Origin of the sequence: Streptococcus oriscaviae (assembly GCF_018137985.1) — a bacterium.
GTDB classification, from domain to species: domain Bacteria; phylum Bacillota; class Bacilli; order Lactobacillales; family Streptococcaceae; genus Streptococcus; species Streptococcus oriscaviae.
In genome coordinates this window covers 216,541-233,774 of the sequence record NZ_CP073084.1, presented here as the reverse complement: position 1 = coordinate 233,774, position 17,234 = coordinate 216,541, and the positions used below count along the sequence as shown (strand labels likewise).

The following is a 17,234-nucleotide window of genomic DNA, read 5'->3' as shown; positions in this document are numbered from 1 at the left end:
TCATCTCCTCCTATAAGTTCAGGCTGCCTGTTGCAAACACAGGCCCTTCCTTACAAACACGCTTGTTTTCATGAGCCGCTGCTCCTTTTGGATGAACGACACAGGCATAGCAGGCCCCCATCCCACAAGCCATCCGCGCTTCCAAGGAAAGATAAGCATGAGGGTGTTCTTCAAACTTCTGATCAACATAGGTCATCATAGCAGGAGCCCCACAAGCATACACCGCATCAAAGGACTTCTCCAGCCCATCAACAACGATCGACACATAGCCTTTTTGCCCATAAGAACCATCGTCAGTCGTAACCTGAACTGAACCATAACGGCTGAGTTCTTCTTGTAAAATGATAGCCTTATCTGTCGCAAAACCAATCACAGAATGGACGTCCACTCCCTTGGCATGAAGCTGTTTTGCCAGCTCAACTAGCGGTGGAACACCAATTCCTCCCCCAATGATGAGAGCTGACTGTCCTTTTTCAAGGAAATCAAATGGAAAACCTTGCCCAAGTGGCCCCATAATGTCCAAGCTTTGTCCGGCAGTCATCTTGGAAAAGACTTCTGTCCCCTGGCCTTCGACCCGGTAAATCAGCCGGCACTGACCCTTTTCTTTATCAATTTCTGAGATAGAAATCGGTCGCCGTAACAGCATAGACTGATCGGGAACTAAAATATGGACAAACTGCCCAACTTCCATCTCAGCTACCATTTGACCGGCCAACACCATAGAAAAAATAGATGGCGCTATTTCTTCCTGTGCAAGGATTGTCATTTTTTCTTTTAGAATCATCTTTCTCTCCTCAAAAAAACCTTGCCAAAGGGCAAGGTTACATGAAAAGAAGGCACGACTTGCCCTATTATCCTGTGAACCTTCTTCGCCTCTCTGGACTCAGTTAAAGGTTTTCTTTTCTGCATTATACATTTTTCTATATTTTTTGTCAATTCATGATACAATAGTAATATGAGAATCCAACAATTACATTATATTATAAAAATTGCTGAAACAGGCAGTATGAATGAAGCTGCCAAGCAACTTTTTATTACCCAACCCAGCCTGTCTAACGCTGTTCGTGAGTTGGAAAAAGAAATGGGAATTTCCATCTTTTTCCGTAATCCAAAAGGAATTACTCTGACCAAGGATGGAATGGAGTTTCTTTCCTATGCTCGTCAGGTGATTGAGCAGACTGAACTTTTGGAGGAGCGCTATAAAAATCCCGGGGCCAAAAGGCAGCTGTTCAGTGTGTCTTCGCAGCACTATGCCTTTGTGGTCAATGCCTTTGTATCCCTTTTAAAAGAAACGGATATGGAGAATTACGAGCTTTTTCTACGGGAAACCCGTACATGGGAGATTATTGACGACGTGAAGAATTTCCGCTCTGAGATCGGCGTTCTCTTCCTCAATAACTTTAACCGTGACGTCCTGCTCAAACTCCTTGATGACAACCGGCTCAGCCATACCCATCTCTTCACTGCCAAGCCCCATGTCTTTGTCAGCAAGTCCAATCCATTGGCCAATCGAAAGTCCTTGAAATTAGAAGATTTAGCTGATTTTCCCTACTTGAGCTATGAACAAGGAATTCATAACTCCTTCTACTTTTCAGAAGAAATCCTCTCTCAGGAGCACCATAAAAAGTCCATCGTTGTATCTGACCGGGCAACCCTCTTCAATCTCATGATTGGTTTAGATGGTTATACCATCGCAACAGGTATCCTGAACTCCAATCTTAACGGCGACAATATTGTTTCCATACCGTTGGTTCACGATGATCGGATCGAGTTGATTTATATCCAGCATGAGAAAACCATGTTATCGGATATGGGAGAAAAATTTATCTCCTTCCTCTTGGATGAGGTCAGATTTGACAAGGACTGATTGGAAACAAATCAGTCTGGTACAAGAGATTTATTAAAAATTAGTTGAATTCAGAAAGTAATGAAAGCTACTGTAAAAATATTTGAAAGTTTTTCAAATATTAGACAGGAAACGCTTTCATTATTTTTTTTCTTATGCTATAATGGTTTTATCATATATATTAAGGAGTGATTTATTTTGGCACAAAATAAAATGTTAGCAATGATTCTTGCTGGTGGTCGTGGTACTCGTCTTGAAGGTCTGACCAAAAAGGTTGCAAAACCTGCTGTTGCCTTTGGTGGCAAATACCGCATCATCGACTTTCCGCTCAGTAACTGTGCAAACTCTGGTATTGATATTGTAGGGGTATTGACACAGTATGAGCCAGTCCTTCTTAACTCTTATGTTGCCCAATCCCAACGTTGGGGATTGGATGTGCAAGGTTCAGGTATCTTCGTGCTTCCTCCAAGTGAGAAAATCGAAGGCTTCGGGCTCTATAAGGGAACTGCCGATGCAATCACTCAAAACATCGACTTTATTGACCTTCATGATCCTGAGTATGTCCTTATCTTATCTGGTGACCACATCTATAAGATGAACTATGACAAGCTACTTGATACCCACATTCAAAACGAGGCAGATGCTACCATCGCCGTAATTGAAGTTCCTCTCAAAGAAGCTTCTCGCTTTGGTATCATGAATACGGACAAAGACTATCGTATTGAAGAGTTTGAGGAAAAACCTGCTAAACCTAAGAGTAACCTTGCTTCTATGGGGATTTATATCTTTACTTGGAAAACTCTTAGAAAATACCTCTTGGAAGATGATAAGCTAGATACATCCTCTCACGACTTCGGTCACGATATCATTCCAAAATATCTTGCTGATGGTCGCCGCCTATACGCTCATCCATTCCGCGGTTACTGGAAAGACGTTGGTACCGTCAACAGCCTTTGGGAATCAAACATGGACTTGATTGACCATGCTGGTGATTTGGATCTGTCTGACGCTTCTTGGAGAATCTACTCAGAAGACTCTGGTTCTCCTGCTCAGGTTATCGGTACTAGCGCAACTGTCCGCAGTGCCTATATTGACAAAGGTGCTACAATTGATGGATTGGTAGAGCACTCTGTTATTTCTACCGACGCTCAGGTTCAAAAAGGCGCTTCCGTTAAAAACTCTGTTATTTTGCCAGGGGCTATTATCGGTGAAGATGTGGATCTTGACTATGTCATTGTCGCTGAAAATATTAAAATCGCAGATGGAACCAAGCTAGCTGGTACCCCAGATCAAATCTTGTTGATTGACAAAAATGTAACCAAGTAAGAGAGGACTGTTATGCTAAGAAATACATTAGGAATTGTAAACATTGAAGGAAAGAACGTTCAATTCGGTGATGTGATGGCCCACCGTGGTACCCAAGCCTTTGGTTTCCTAGGCCGTTACCGCTTGATTGACTTTGTTCTCTCTAACATGTCTAACTCAGGCATCACTGAGTTTCAGGTTTATATGCCTGCTAAAATGCGGTCAACTATCCAACACGTTGGTACTGGCAAACACTACAACATCAACAGTAAGCGTGGCAAACTTCGCTTGCTCAATAGTGCAACAGATCCTAACTCCATCTACCAACATGATATTAAGGCCTTCTCAGACAACCTTCACTACATTGAAAGTTCAAATAAAGAGTATGTCTTGATTGCTCCTTCCTACTTCATTTACAGTCAGGATTATTCAAGACTCTTGGATGAACACCTTGCTACTGGCGCTGATGTGACTGTTCTCTATAAGAACGTTACAGATGCTAAAGAAAACTTTATCGGCTGCCAAACCTTGAAGTTCGGTGATGACAAACGCATTGTCGAATTTGAAGAAAACCACGGTAAGTATAAAAACCGTCCAGTTTCCCTAGAAGCCTACTTTATGAAACGCACCCTCTTCCTTGACCTAATCAAGCGTGCTAACAAAGTATCTGCTCTCTACTGGCTCAAGGACATCCTCAATGACTTGGTGGATCAATACAAGATTGTCGGTTATGCACACCGTGACTTCGTTGCGTGTATCAATACGGTAGAGTCTTACTTCAAGACCCAGTTGGAACTGATTGACCGCGATACCCGCAAGCTTCTCTTCAAGAACAACTGGCCAATTCACACCCAAACTAGCGATAGCTCGCCAACTCTTTACGGACCGCTTGCTGAGGTAAAACGCAGCTTGATTTCAAACGGTGGAAACATCAACGGTCAGATTGAAAACTCTGTGATTGACCGTGACGTTGTGATTGAAGAAGGCGTTGTGATTAAGAACTCCATCATCTTGAACGGTGTCACCATCAAGAGCGGAGCAAACATTGAAAATGCCATTATCGATAAGGCGACAACCATTTCACACCCTGTCGATATTAAAGGTAGCGAGGTTTCACCAGCTTATCTGAAAGCTCATCAAATCATCTAGGAGTAAGGAATGACTAAAAAATCTGTTCTCTTTGTAGCTTCCGAAGGACTTCCCTTCATTAAAACAGGTGGGTTAGCCGATGTTATCGGCTCCCTTCCCAAGGAACTTGTCAACCAAGGAATGGATGTTCGGGTTGTCCTTCCCCTCTATCTAAAAATCGCAGTTAACAACCACTCTGATTTTGATTATGTAGCCAGCTATGATGTTCGTGCAGGCGATATTCAGTCAATGGCCAATGTTTATAGTCAAGTTGTGGACGGTGTTACATTCTACTTTATTGAACACCGCGACTTCTTTGAACGGGATGAACTTTATGGGTATGACGATGATGCGACCCGCTTCGGATTCTTCCAACATGCAACCTGTCGCCTCTTGGAAGCCCTCAATTTCTTTCCGGATGTTATCCACACACATGATTGGCATACAGCTGCTATTCCTTTCCTCTGCCGTACTTTTTATAGCTACCGCGAGGAGTTTCGTGCCATCAAACATGTCTTTACCATCCACAATCTAGCCTTCCAAGGTATCTTCCACAAACAGGCTCTCTGGTCCGCTTTAGGAATGAATTACAGTTACTACCTTGATGGCATTGCTCGCTTCCATGATGACTGTATCAGCTTCATGAAACTGGGCATCCTTTACGCAGATAAGGTAACAACTGTTTCTGAAACCTACGCAAGAGAAATTCTCACCGAAGAATTTGGCGAGAATATGCAGCACGTTTTGGAACTTCGCCGCCACGATTTGTTGGGGATTGTCAATGGTATTGACTATGATACTTGGGATAGCAATACAGACCAGTACCTCGTCCAAAACTACGGCCTGGACAGCTTGGAAGAAAAGAAAAAGAATAAGCTTGCCCTCCAAGCACAGTTTGGATTGCCTCAAGACGAATCTGTTATTTTGGTGGGAATTGTTTCCCGTTTGACCTGGCAAAAAGGCTTCTACCTCCTGACAGAAGTTCTCAGTCACTTGTTACAAGCCCATGTTCAATTTGTCATTTTGGGTAACGGCGAAACCGACATCGAAAACGCCTTTAATCACTTCAAGCACGCCTATCCTGAAAAATTTGCCTTCTACCGTGGCTACAACGAGCCGCTTGCCCATCAAATCTATGCGGCAAGTGACCTCTTCCTCATGCCATCTATGTTTGAACCATGCGGTATCAGTCAGTTAATTTCTATGCACTATGGTACCTTGCCACTGGTTCGCGAAACAGGAGGCTTGGTAGATACAGTCACTCCTTACCACATCGAAACCAAGGAAGGAACAGGATTTAGCTTCGGCGGTCGCGATGCCTACAATATGAAGCGCGTTTACGATTTTGCCCTAGAAACCTACTACGACCGACCTGATGACTGGAGAAAACTGATTGAACAAGCCATGACCCGTGATTTCAGCTGGAAGGCTTCTGCTCAACGGTACATCTATCTCTATCAGGAAATTACTCAGTAAATACTGGGCCTTATAAGCTCGTACTACAACCTTCGACAGTCTTCTTCTGACTGTTGAAGGTTTTTAGAAAGGAAGAAGAATGACCTCATTTAGTGATTTGGATCTCTATTTTATGCACACTGGTGAGCATACCTCACTCCACGAAAAATTTGGCGCCCATATCGTCAAAGAGGGCAATAAAATTTTAGGTACTCACTTCCGCCTCTATGCACCTAACGCTCGGGAAGTCTTTCTCGTCGGAGATTTCAATGATTGGCAAAAAAGCCATCCGATGGAATGGGAAGTAGATGGTGTATTCCAACTCTATGTAGCGGACTTAAAGTCGCTGCAAGATTATAAATACCTCATCATAACGCACGATGGCCGTGAAATCTACAAGGCTGACCCCTATGCCTTTTATAGTCAGCTGCGACCAAATACTGCTTCCACCACTTATAATGCACGCTATAAATTCAAAGACGACCTGTGGATGTATCACCGGGTTAACTACGATTTCAAAGAACAGCCTGTTTCAATCTACGAAGTCCATCTAGGATCTTGGAAGCAAAAATTTGCTAATAAAAACGAAGGCGGTGCTCCTGCTGAAGCCTTTTACAGCTACAAGGAGATTGCGCCTCTTCTCATCCAACACGTCAAAGAAAACGGTTATACCCACATTGAACTGATGCCCGTCATGGAACATCCCTTGGATGCTTCTTGGGGATACCAGATTACTGGTTACTTCAGCCCGACGAGCCGCTACGGTAAGCCTGATGAACTAAAATATCTAGTGGATCAATGCCACCAAGCTGGAATCGGCGTCATTCTGGATTGGGTACCCCTGCACTTCTGTAAAGACGCTCACGGTCTTTATCAGTTTGACGGAAGCTGGCTCTACGAATATGAACCTGAGCATGACCGCGAAAATCACCAATGGGGAACAGCAAACTTTGACCTTGGAAAAGGACTGACCCGCTCCTTCTTGCTCTCCAATATCAAGTATTGGCTGCAAAACTTCCACTTTGATGGCATTCGTGTTGACGCTCTCTCATATCTGATTTACTGGCGTGGGGAAACGGATGAGGATAAGATTAACCATACTGCCATTGACTTCATTAAACGAGTGAACGCCCTTGTCCACGAAGAGTTCAAAGGGGTAATGATGATTGCCGAGGACTCCTCCAGCTATCCAAAAGTAACCCATCCTTTAGATGAAGGCGGACTTGGTTTTGACATGAAGTGGGATTTGGGTTGGATGAATGACACCTTGGAATACATTAGCCGACCTGCTGTCTACCGTAAGTACCATTCCAAAGAATTAACTTTCGGTATGTTCTACAACCAGACCGAACAATTCCTACTTCCGCTGTCACATGACGAAGTAGTTCACGGAAAACTATCCATCGTCGATAAAATGAACGGTGACTACGAAGATAAATTCCATTTGGCTCGGGTATATTACAGCTACTACTTTGCTCACCCTGGTAAGAAACTGCTCTTCATGGGGAACGAGTGGGGACATATTCGTGAGTGGCATGAATACACAGAGATGGACTGGGGTCTAAAACTCTACCCTATCCACGACTCCTTCTATCAAATGATGAAAACCTTGTCTAATTTCTACAAAGACCACGATGCTTTTTGGAAATATGACTATCAAGCCCACGAAAAAGGCTTCAAATGGATTCGTATCGATGAAGAAGCAAGCCTCTTTGCCTTCTCTCGTTATAGCGATGATCAGGAAATCTTGGTTGTCAACAACTTCAACGATCAAGAACTCTATGATGTCCATCTGGATTTGCCGCAAGGCAGCGAGTATAAATTAGTCTTTTCTTCCAATGCCATTCCGACTGAAAACTTTAGTCTTTATCCAGACGAAAATGGCGCAACCATTACTATACCACGTCTAACAAGCTACTACCTCGAACGGGTGCAGCCTAAGAAGCCCACACGGAAGAAAGCACAGAAAAAAGCAAAATAGTAGCAAAAATCGCATGTCCAGACATGCGATTTTTCTTTATTCTGATGAACCAGAGATTGAGAGTTGGTAGGCGTCCTCTACCATCTGTGCCATCTTGCCAGATTCAACCAATTCTGTAATCACCTTATCTACCTTTTCCTTCAATGCTGGGTTATTTTTATTCATTGCAACAGCGTAGGAATCTGAAATACTGGTTTCAATTGCAATATCTGCAATTACCAAATCGTCATTGTTGGCAACATAGGCTTTGGCAATCGGTTCTTCAAAAACCACTCCGTCCAAATGCCCTGATTTTAGTTCATTGATTAGCTCCCCGTTTTGCTCCAATGAGATAAAGCTGGCTGTGGTAAATTGTGCCTTTGCGACTTCTTCTTGGATGGTTCCTTTCTGGGTACCAATGGTAGCACCTTCAAAAGACTCGGAAGTTGCATAGGTTGCTAGGTCAGCCTTACGAATAATAATCTTGTTGACAGACTGATAATAAGGTACTGAGAAATCGTAGAGTTTAGCACGTTCTTCGGTCGCTGAAATGCCCGAGATTGCCAAGTCAGCCTTGCCCAACTGTAAGCTAGTCAAAACGTTATTAAAGCTCATGCTCGAAAACTCAACCTCGACTCCCAACTCATCTGCAATGGCTTTGGCCAACTCTACATCTGCTCCTACTATTGTATCCTTACCATCAATCAGCGTTCTAAACTCAAAAGGAGGAAACTCAGGGTTCATAGCAATAACCACTTTTCCTTTTTCTTCAATTGAGGTCAAAACTTGGTTTTCTTGTGTAGTTTCACCACCGCAAGCAGTCAGTAGCAAACATGCCACTACTGCTAATCCGGTTGTCAGCATTTTATTCAATTTCATTTATCCATTCTCCTCTTCTATTTTTTCAGTCAACTGTATAATACTGCAGCAGCATCATCGGACTTTAAAAGCAATTTTCCCCATATTTTCTATCTCCTTTTCAAAAGATGAGTCTATTCTAATTCATTTTTATACATTTGTCAATCATTTTTTGTATTTTTATGCAATTTGTTTTATAAAAAAACTGCCTTTCGGCAGTCTGCTAGCGAAAATTGCGGTCCCAGTCGCCATCTTCTCCCTTTTGGGTATAGAAAAATTCAGATAGCTCTGGGCTGTCCATAACTTTTAAGACCTCTAGTAAGTCGTAGGCCAGATCAAGCTGGGGCAGTTCAGACTTTTTCACCCAACGGACTTCTCCTTCATCCGTTGAATGAATCTGACCTGAATAGTCAATGGCCTTATAGAGAAAGACTAGATAGCGGTCTCCCTCTTGGTCAGGCCAGTGCTTGATACCAACAAGCTGGGCCTTGTGAATCGTCAGTCCAGTTTCTTCGTAGACCTCTCGCACAACTGAATCGTAGAAACACTCCCCTTCGAGTAAGTGTCCTCCCGGAAATGCAACGCCAGACCAGCGATACCGTTTAGGATCACGAATTTGGACGACGACATGACCGTTCTGATCCTCAATAAGACACATATTTGTCAGTGTAACTGTTTGCTTTCGTGACATAATTCTCCTTTATTAAATTCTTAGGTTAAACCAAGTTAGTAGATCAACTGGTCGGCCTTCATCATTCCAACGATGATAGTCGGCAAAGACAGCAGAAATACTGCCAAAGCGCTGAACGAGAAAATCAATCGCTAGAAAACTGCGCCAGTACTTATAAAAGATAGAGGCATAATTGCCTTGATAGGTCGCTTTTCCAAACTCTGAGAGGGGATGGTAACCGTTTTGGGCCTGAAAAAGCTGGACGAGTTGCTCATTGACCCGTTTTTCAGCTTCAAATTCCTGATCTGACAAAAAATAGCAACGGCTGATGTATTCCACCATTCCTTCTTCAAACCACATGGTTTCTTCTTCATAGTCCAAAAAGCAGTCGCTTTGATGGGCTAATTCATGGCCGATGATTTGCAAGAGATGTCTATCCGACAAGGAGCTGTAATAGGTGGCTATTTCCTTGGTCTCAGGAGAAATAGGGTAGTCTTCTAATTGCCTGAGGTAAATGGACTTCCAGACTTCTATTTCTGGGGTCATGACCATGCGCACTTCGTTTGTATAGGCAGGTATCGGACAGTCTCGAAGGATTTTTGTTGCTGTTTCTAAATCTGTCCAGAGAATAGCCTGAGGCAAATCTGTCACTTGGTAGTTCTTCTTCAGATAATGGATATAGCTCTGCCATTTTTCCTGATGATGAATAAGGAAATCCTGATAGAGCTGTAACTGCTCCTTGTCTGTAACCAAATAAAGTTGCTTCATTCCTATCTCCTCAAAATCATTCTATGTTCCGTCCGCTCTGCTCCTAGATGGACAGTTTTTGTCACACCATCAAAGCGGAATCCTACTTTTTCATAAAAAGCAATCGCACGCGCATTCCCCTCTAAAACCCAGAGAGAAATGGTCACAGAATTAGCCATCTTAGCCAAAACAGCTTGGAAAAGCTGATAGCCAATCTCTTTGCCATAATGCTCTGCCAACACATAAATTGCATAGAGTTCGCCCGCATTTTTCAAATCCTTCTGACTAGAGGTGCCGTAACAGGCAAAACCTACAACCTGGCCATCAACTAGGGCTATCAGGGTGTTTTGCGGATAGCGGAAGGCCAAATCCTGACAGCGTTCTAACGTATAGGTGTTTTGAAGAAACTCTTGCGGTAACAGTCCTGCATAGGCCTCCTGCCATGCTTTCCAGTGGACATAGGCTTTCCCTTTAATTTCTTCCTCGGTTTCCATGTCTTTAATCTGCATGTCAGTCTCCTTCGCTTGGCTATATGTATCTATTATACTCCTTATGACAAAAAAATCAATGCAAACAAAAACCATAAACACAAGTAAACTGTGCCTATGGTTTTGTATTCCTTATGGATGGAAAATAGATTGCTTGAAGTCGTCAGTCGATTGAAGCATCGCGCTATACAGCTTATGCTTCAATGCATTGACGCGGCTATTGGCTACATAGTTGGTCGAATAGAAGATTCGATCCTCACTTGCGTCGGAGTCCATGGCTTCCTTCATCAATCTAACCATGTCTGCATAAGTAGAAATCACGACTTCCTTAGTAGAATTTGGCTTGCCAATCTCATACTGAATAGTAAATGGCTTGAGCTTATCCGTCTTATCAATGCGCTCTTGATACATCTTCTTCTTGAAGTCTGTCCATGAGGTGTATTCCCCTTTAAAGATGTGGTCAAATACATGCTGGTCTGTAATAAGTCCAATCGTCTTCTTAGACCAGTTGTCATAAATCGTAGAGCCGCTAGCCTTGGCTGCTTCTCCAAGCTGATTTGATACATAAGGGATAAAGCCATCTACGAAGCCTTTCTCAGCCAATAGTTCAAAGGCCATCCGGCGGAACATCATATCACCAGGTGCTCCATACGGGTTATCTAAAGCTGAGTAGATAGGTGCGAATAATCTAGCCTGATAATAACCATTCCGGTTCAAGGTCGCTTCGTTTGAATAATTTCTACGAGTAATAATACTGTGGTCAACCAAGTCCATAAAGTTTTGAAGTTGGGAAACCTCTTGATCCGTTAACAGACGAATCTGGTTGCCGGCATGGTTATTTTTACCGTCAGTAACCATATAGTAGTTCTCAATCTTACGCAACCACTGCTTCTTCATAGCATCCGACTTACTCAAAATAGCTGTTCCTTCCAAGTAGTCCAAGAGATAGATGGCATCCATCATATGACGGGCGTAAGTATTCAAGTCTTCTACATTGGTATAGCGATTGACTGGATCAATCGGGTGAACCCGCGTTGCAGACTCTGCTCCTGTCAGATAAGTGTTGATACCAAAGACTGGCTCAGAAAGATTATAGACATTCTGCAGGAGTCCTAAGGCAAAGAGTTCTGCTCCTTGGCCAGGACGACGACCATTTCCTTGGAAGTAAATATTGCCATCCTGATTGTGAACCATTTCATGGGTATAAAGAGAAGTACCGTCTTGATAGAGCATTCCTGCATTGACAAAGTGAGTTTCTGTACCATTTGCGTACGCTGTTAAGCCATTATCTCTATACCACTTATCGACTGGGCCAAAGAAGTTTTGGATTGAAGCAATATCAGACTGAAGAGTTCGGTAGGCTACCTGTCCAGTCTTGTCTATCAGCTTAAAGCTATCTGTATTCATGACAGAGGCAAACAACTTCTCCCTATTGGTTTCATCTAAAATCTTATACCAGAAATCTACATGATCTCTCTGCCAGATTGCTGCCTGATCAACCATGGCACGGACCTCAGACTTTGTTTCTGGCTTATTGACAATGTCTTTGTAGCGCTCAAAGGAGCCAAAGGAAATAGTGTTCATATTACTGATAATATAGATGGTTTCCTCTGGAAGAGTTAACAGCGGCAAGAGCATCTGTCGGAATCTCCAGCTTGGATTGGTAATTTTGTCGTATACTTCAACCGCATAAACACTATGCTTGGTTGCCGCATTTTGCTTGGCTAAAGCTGCTTCCACCTGAGATTTGCTCTCAACAATGTAGGCCTTGCTGGTTTCTTTAAACCACTGGTTATTGGTCTTGTCCGGAAGGAAACGTTCACGGTAGGTTTCAACAAAGTCGAAGAGGCTAGCTTTTCCAGTTTGCTGGGCCAAGTTCGTTGCATAGGTGGTGACATTATTACGCGGACGAAGGCTTGCATAGCCTGATTTGCCTAGGGTAATAATGGTTTCAAAAGCCGACTTGCTCTCATTTCCAAAGAAGTCCGGTTCAAAAATCGTCAAATCCTTGGTATTGAGATCACCATACTGGATATTGTACCAACGATCCAGATAAGAGAGTCCCAACAGGAAGGCTTCCTTGTTGTCTGCTATGGTCTGATAGAAATGATTTTCTGCAGCCTGCCCTTGTCCATTTAAGGATGAGGCAAAAAGTTTACCAAGATAGGTCGCAATGTTGGACTGCACATGTGCAAATGTTGGCTGTAAGTACAAGTTGTCCACTGTCTGACTGGCATCTGTCGCAGAAATTCCTAGGACAGATTTAACGGCGTCGGATTGCATATCAACAGATTGCAGCAAGGTCGACAAGCTAGTAATCAACGTACTTCGACTGGATAGGAAAGTCTCTGGTGTATAGATTAGCTCGCTGTCTAAAATCCTATATTCCACTACATGTTGGTTGGCGAAGTCCTCTTTGAACTGAACTTGCTTGTAATCAACGCTTCCGTCCTCATAGTGAAGCATCAACTTGTTCAGATTGGCTTTTTCAGCATAGAGATTTGCAAGGATGCTTCCATCCTTCATAGGTACTACATCTAGTAACCGGACTCTGTTTAGTTTATCTGTTACGGCAAGCTTATTGGCATAACGAACCAGCAACTCCTTATTATAGAACGGTAGTAACTTCTCCATATTGTAGTAAGCTGTCACTAGTTCAGGTTTTGCACCATCGACCTTGAGATAGTCCACTGAGTAACTATTGTTCTTCAAGGGAGTTGAATCCTCTAAATTCGTCGTGATTCCAAAACTTGCTTCCTTGGTCGATAATTCTTCCTGTGTCAGCAGAGTAATTTGTGGATTGTCACTATCTACAAGGTTTGCATAGGCGTTGAGAACTGTTGTGTTTGCCTGACCGGCTACTCCATAAATCGGATTAGCATTGGTCAGTTTTGCTGTGCTAATAACATTATCAACACGCCCCAGTGTCCATCCGCCTTGATTGTTACCAAATATGCCACCAAACATCTGAGAACTTCCTTGGTTGATTATTTCACCAGTCACAACAGAGTTTGTGACATTCGTCCTCGTCGCATTACGAGCTCCCGTTAACAAACCTGCAATTCCACCAACCGTATGATTGGCGCTTCCAAGAGCTGAAATTGTCGCATCCACATAGGCCCGATCAATGTAAGAACCTGTACTCTTTGCTGCAATTCCTCCAAGTTGCGACTCGGCCGGGCCATTCGTCTTGATGCTGCCTCTAAAGCTGACATTGCTTACGGTTGATTGATCCAGATGGTAGAACAAACCTCCCATCAGGCGACGGCCTGAAATAGTCGATTGAACAGACACATCTTCAACTCTTGCATTGACAGCAAAGGAAGCCAAGGCACCAATTTCAATATTGTTGGTTGTAATTTGACCATTTTTCAAGTCCAGCTGCTGAATAGTCGCACCAGAAATTCTTTTGAAAAGAGGTGCTTTGAGATTATGAATAGCATACTTACGGCCATTGTTTTCGCCAATCAATGTTCCTTGGAAGGTTTCTGTAATGTAGGCTGCCACATCTCCAACTGCAAGTTCGCTAGCATCCAAATCAGCCCCTAATTTAAAGGTTCCGCTTGGATTTGCCCGAATGGCATTGATTAACTCAGTAAAGCTTAGATAGGTACCCGCTTCTGGTATAACTTTAGGAACATAGAAATCATGGTTGGCTTTATATCTTTGACCATTATCTTGTACCAACTCATCAAAGGAAGAGGTGATTTTAAAGTAGTCTTGTCCTTCAATCGTTTCAGGCACCATCGAGGTAACCGGCAGGTAGAGATCTTTGAAACGGTCGGATGTAACCTTCACAAAAACATCTTCAAGGTTTTCTGGAAGGTCAGAAAGATAGTTCTGAGCTAGATAGACACCGTTCTTGCGTCTATACAGCACAGCGGCATCAATGTCCTTGATTTCGATTTTCTTGTATTCCAACTCAAACTGGCGAATGCTTTCTTGAATGCTTTCTTTGGCTTCTTCAGCCATTGTGAAATGCACACGGGTTTTCAATGTATAGTTCTTGTAGTAATCAAGTCCAGTTAAAGTCAGACTGCCATTGGCATCGTTTATACTTACTTCTTGAACCAATTGTTCGCCATCGTAGAGCAGCGCTATCGCCTGACGGAAATTGTTGCTAGGATTAGTCAGTTGATAGCTAACAGTTACCGACTTGGCATCCAAATCTTTGGTCAGTTGAGTGATGACAACCGTCGGAACTTCTTCTATTTTTTTCTTGGTGCCTCTTGCAACAATCTTCTTAGTAGGCTCTTTGACTACCTTTTCTGTGACAGTCGGATGTGGCTGACGAACTCCTTTGATGGTCACATAAGTGGTTGTAATCTCCTTACTGCCGTTAACCCCTGGCTGAATGACTTGTTCTTCATTCTCAAAAAGCTGGTCGCTGAGAACATACTCCGTTGGGTAGCTAACTTCTTCCTGATGAGTCTGGCTTTCTGTGCCCTGAATTGGTTTTGTTCCGCGTGCGATGTGGCGATTAACCACTTCTTTGGTAATGGTTTCTGTAACAGTCGGTTGAGGCAGGCGCACACCGTTTAATAACTGATAGGTGGTTGTAATCAGTTTTTCACCAGCACTACCTGGATGAAGAACCATTTCCTCATCTGTATAAAGCGCTGCATCACTTGTATAGACTGTTTCCGGCTGAATTAGCTCTGTCCGCTGTTCTGTTTCTGTTGTCAGCACATCTGACTTCTTCACTCCAATATGCACAATCTGCGGAACTGGCGCCGTCGTAATCGCATTGGAAACCTCCTCAGACTTAATCAATTGACCGTCTGCGTAGGTTTCCTTGGTTTCAATGGTTCGGATGCCGGTTTTACCTTCTTGAACCACCTGACGAACACCTTCTGCCAAACTGTTGTCGTATACTTCTTGCGTTTCAAAGACAAGAACTTCTGTACGGCTTACGGTTTCTTCCTTGATAGTGATGGCTGGTACTTCATGTCCTGGTGCGGTTGACGGAACCTCTGTCACCGGTTTGGTACCAATATGCACAATCTGCGGAACTGGCGCCGTCGTAATCGCATTGGAAACCTCCTCAGACTTAATCAATTGACCGTCTGCGTAGGTTTCCTTGGTTTCAATGGTTCGGATGCCGGTTTTACCTTCTTGAACCACCTGACGAACGCCTTCGGCCAAACTGTTGTCGTATACTTCTTGCGTTTCAAAGGCAAGAACTTCTGTACGGCTTACGGTTTCTTCCTTGATAGTGATAGCTGGTACTTCATGTCCTGGTGCGGTTGACGGAACCTCTGTCACCGGTTTGGTACCAATATGCACAATCTGCGGAACTGGCGCCGTCGTAATCGCATTGGAAACTTCCTCAGACTTTATCAATTGACCGTCTGCGTAGGTTTCCTTCGTTTCAATAGTGCGGATACCGGTTTGTCCTTCTTCAACAATTTAACGAGTTCCCTCGGTCAAGCTATTGTCAGCTATCTCCTGAATGTCAAATGCAACTGTTTCAGTTCGAGTTACAAGCTTTTCTTCGATAGCAATAGCAGGCAACTCGTGGCTTGGTGCTGTATCTGGTAGCTGAATAACTTCTTCCGTCGTAGTAGGCTGCTCGGTCTGTTGGGTCACATCGCTGATTTCTGTTTTTCGGCTGTCCTTCAAATAACCTACATACCGGTAGCCTGGGATAGTCATTGGCGCAGGCAGTTCCTGACCAACTGTCACTTCCAGTTCCTGATTATAATGAGCTAAAATCTGACCGGTCAAGGCAGAAGCTGCTGGACTTAAGAGGGTAAGACCTGTTGCCGATACAAGCGCGACCGCTACTAGGTGCTTCTTACCATCTTTGCCTAGCTTAAATGCCAAAACAAGAAATGATAAACCGGCTATCGCCAAAAGACCGTTGGAGAGACTGCTTCCTGTGCTAGGCAGGCTTGCCTGTGTAGCCTTTGTAGCTTGTTGTTCGACTGGCTTGTAAATCAGATAGTAGGTAGCATCTGTTGCCTGAGCAATGTTTGGCATCTCCCGGACAACAAGATTTTTTTCGGCTGGTGTCAACTCCTGCTCCGCCACATATTGATAACGAATCTGTTGGCTAGTTGTCTGAGCAGCAACCTGATCGGCTGATGTCGATATAAAAAAGAGACTTGCAACAGCAGCTGAAACAAGTCCATGAGATAATTTACGAAAAGCAAAACGCTCTTGCTTTTCACCTCTTATTTTTTTCATGATAACCTTCCATAATCCCTTTAAATTGCACTATCTATTATAGCTATTTTAAGTGATTATTTCAACTAAATCGTGTCCAATTATTTACTCTATTTAAACGCTGGTTTTCGTAAACGCTTCTATTTGATTTTGAGCAATAAAAAACAGTAAACCTTGCTGATTTACTGTTTTGCGAATCTTTAATGATGGGAGGAACGATTCAAGATTTCGATTTGCTTCTTTCGCTCTTGACGGACAAGTTCAAGATTACCAGGATTCGATCGATTGATAAGACTAATAGCAAAATCTGTTGCCCATAGAGCATGAAATCACACATGAGGGCTGGCTAAAAGCTGAGAGATAGTATGGTAGAAGCGTTTTCGAACCCTATCCTTTTCGTCACGAATCTGTCGGTTTAGGGCAAAACTTGAGTTTCTAGTAGGATGATAGTTTACCTTATCATCCTGCCAATCCTTCATGGCTTCAAAACCCTGTTCAATGACAGGTAATACTTCACAGGGATAGGTAGCCAGCAATTCCTTACTATAAAGTAGACAAAACCGAACCAGGTCTTGCTTACTTTTGGTATCGAAAACTTCAATAAATTCC

Annotated in this window: 13 protein-coding genes; 5 read left to right on the top strand and 8 right to left on the bottom strand. The window is 43.2% G+C overall.

Features of this window, described 5'->3' with window-relative positions; translation table 11 throughout:
- Positions 1-10 precede the first annotated feature (10 nt).
- Positions 11-784 (bottom strand): dihydroorotate dehydrogenase electron transfer subunit, encoded by a 774-nt coding sequence (locus INT76_RS01105; protein ID WP_212571269.1) that lies wholly within the window; start codon positions 782-784, stop codon positions 11-13.
- 171 nt (positions 785-955) lie between these two features.
- Here INT76_RS01105 and INT76_RS01100 point away from each other — a divergent pair, with 171 nt between their 5' ends.
- The 5 genes from INT76_RS01100 to glgB all read left to right on the top strand — a co-directional run bounded on the left by INT76_RS01100 (position 956) and on the right by glgB (position 7,715).
- A complete protein-coding gene (locus INT76_RS01100; RefSeq protein WP_212571267.1) occupies positions 956-1,867 on the top strand; it encodes a LysR family transcriptional regulator in 912 nt (303 codons plus the stop codon).
- 177 nt (positions 1,868-2,044) lie between these two features.
- Positions 2,045-3,172, top strand: a complete 1,128-nt coding sequence (locus INT76_RS01095) for a glucose-1-phosphate adenylyltransferase (RefSeq protein ID WP_282960500.1) — start codon at positions 2,045-2,047, stop codon at positions 3,170-3,172.
- A gap of 12 nt (positions 3,173-3,184) precedes the next feature.
- Positions 3,185-4,300, top strand: a complete 1,116-nt coding sequence (glgD, locus tag INT76_RS01090) for a glucose-1-phosphate adenylyltransferase subunit GlgD (protein ID WP_212571265.1) — start codon at positions 3,185-3,187, stop codon at positions 4,298-4,300.
- Between the two features lie 9 nt (positions 4,301-4,309).
- On the top strand, positions 4,310-5,755 hold the full coding sequence (glgA, locus tag INT76_RS01085; protein WP_212571259.1) for a glycogen synthase GlgA: 1,446 nt from the start codon (positions 4,310-4,312) through the stop codon (positions 5,753-5,755).
- 79 nt (positions 5,756-5,834) lie between these two features.
- Complete coding sequence (gene glgB / locus INT76_RS01080; protein WP_212571257.1) at positions 5,835-7,715, top strand: 1,4-alpha-glucan branching protein GlgB; 1,881 nt, start codon at positions 5,835-5,837, stop codon at positions 7,713-7,715.
- A gap of 36 nt (positions 7,716-7,751) precedes the next feature.
- Here glgB and INT76_RS01075 read toward each other — a convergent pair whose 3' ends face one another.
- The 7 genes from INT76_RS01075 to INT76_RS11215 all read right to left on the bottom strand — a co-directional run bounded on the left by INT76_RS01075 (position 7,752) and on the right by INT76_RS11215 (position 17,161).
- Positions 7,752-8,573, bottom strand: coding sequence for an ABC transporter substrate-binding protein (locus tag INT76_RS01075; RefSeq protein WP_212571255.1), 822 nt, complete (start codon positions 8,571-8,573; stop codon positions 7,752-7,754).
- Positions 8,574-8,775: 202 nt separating this feature from the next.
- Positions 8,776-9,243 carry an 8-oxo-dGTP diphosphatase gene (locus INT76_RS01070; RefSeq protein WP_212571253.1) on the bottom strand — a complete coding sequence of 156 codons (468 nt, stop codon included), beginning with the start codon at positions 9,241-9,243 and terminating at the stop codon, positions 8,776-8,778.
- A gap of 12 nt (positions 9,244-9,255) precedes the next feature.
- Positions 9,256-9,990 carry an elongation factor Tu gene (locus INT76_RS01065; protein WP_212571251.1) on the bottom strand — a complete coding sequence of 245 codons (735 nt, stop codon included), beginning with the start codon at positions 9,988-9,990 and terminating at the stop codon, positions 9,256-9,258.
- 2 nt (positions 9,991-9,992) lie between these two features.
- Positions 9,993-10,478 (bottom strand): GNAT family N-acetyltransferase, encoded by a 486-nt coding sequence (locus INT76_RS01060; RefSeq protein WP_212571249.1) that lies wholly within the window; start codon positions 10,476-10,478, stop codon positions 9,993-9,995.
- A gap of 111 nt (positions 10,479-10,589) precedes the next feature.
- Entirely contained in the window at positions 10,590-15,866 is a 5,277-nt protein-coding gene (locus INT76_RS01055) for a ZmpA/ZmpB/ZmpC family metallo-endopeptidase (RefSeq protein ID WP_212572979.1), read from the bottom strand.
- Positions 15,867-16,646, bottom strand: coding sequence for a YSIRK-type signal peptide-containing protein (locus tag INT76_RS01050; protein ID WP_212571247.1), 780 nt, complete (start codon positions 16,644-16,646; stop codon positions 15,867-15,869).
- Positions 16,647-16,954: 308 nt separating this feature from the next.
- Positions 16,955-17,161, bottom strand: a complete 207-nt coding sequence (locus INT76_RS11215) for a putative immunity protein (protein WP_428843980.1) — start codon at positions 17,159-17,161, stop codon at positions 16,955-16,957.
- Positions 17,162-17,234: the final 73 nt, after the last annotated feature.

Bases quoted from the DNA above. Each gene is read 5' to 3' on its own strand.
- INT76_RS01070 (WP_212571253.1), bottom strand. From the start codon at position 9,243: ATGTCACGAAAGCAAACAGTTACACTGACAAATATGTGTCTTATTGAG.
- INT76_RS01065 (WP_212571251.1), bottom strand. From the start codon at position 9,990: ATGAAGCAACTTTATTTGGTTACAGACAAGGAGCAGTTACAGCTCTAT.
- glgD (WP_212571265.1), top strand. From the start codon at position 3,185: ATGCTAAGAAATACATTAGGAATTGTAAACATTGAAGGAAAGAACGTT.
- glgB (WP_212571257.1), top strand. From the start codon at position 5,835: ATGACCTCATTTAGTGATTTGGATCTCTATTTTATGCACACTGGTGAG.
- INT76_RS01100 (WP_212571267.1), top strand. From the start codon at position 956: ATGAGAATCCAACAATTACATTATATTATAAAAATTGCTGAAACAGGC.
- INT76_RS01050 (WP_212571247.1), bottom strand. From the start codon at position 16,646: ATGAAAAAAATAAGAGGTGAAAAGCAAGAGCGTTTTGCTTTTCGTAAA.
- glgA (WP_212571259.1), top strand. From the start codon at position 4,310: ATGACTAAAAAATCTGTTCTCTTTGTAGCTTCCGAAGGACTTCCCTTC.
- INT76_RS01105 (WP_212571269.1), bottom strand. From the start codon at position 784: ATGATTCTAAAAGAAAAAATGACAATCCTTGCACAGGAAGAAATAGCG.
- INT76_RS01060 (WP_212571249.1), bottom strand. From the start codon at position 10,478: ATGCAGATTAAAGACATGGAAACCGAGGAAGAAATTAAAGGGAAAGCC.
- INT76_RS01075 (WP_212571255.1), bottom strand. From the start codon at position 8,573: ATGAAATTGAATAAAATGCTGACAACCGGATTAGCAGTAGTGGCATGT.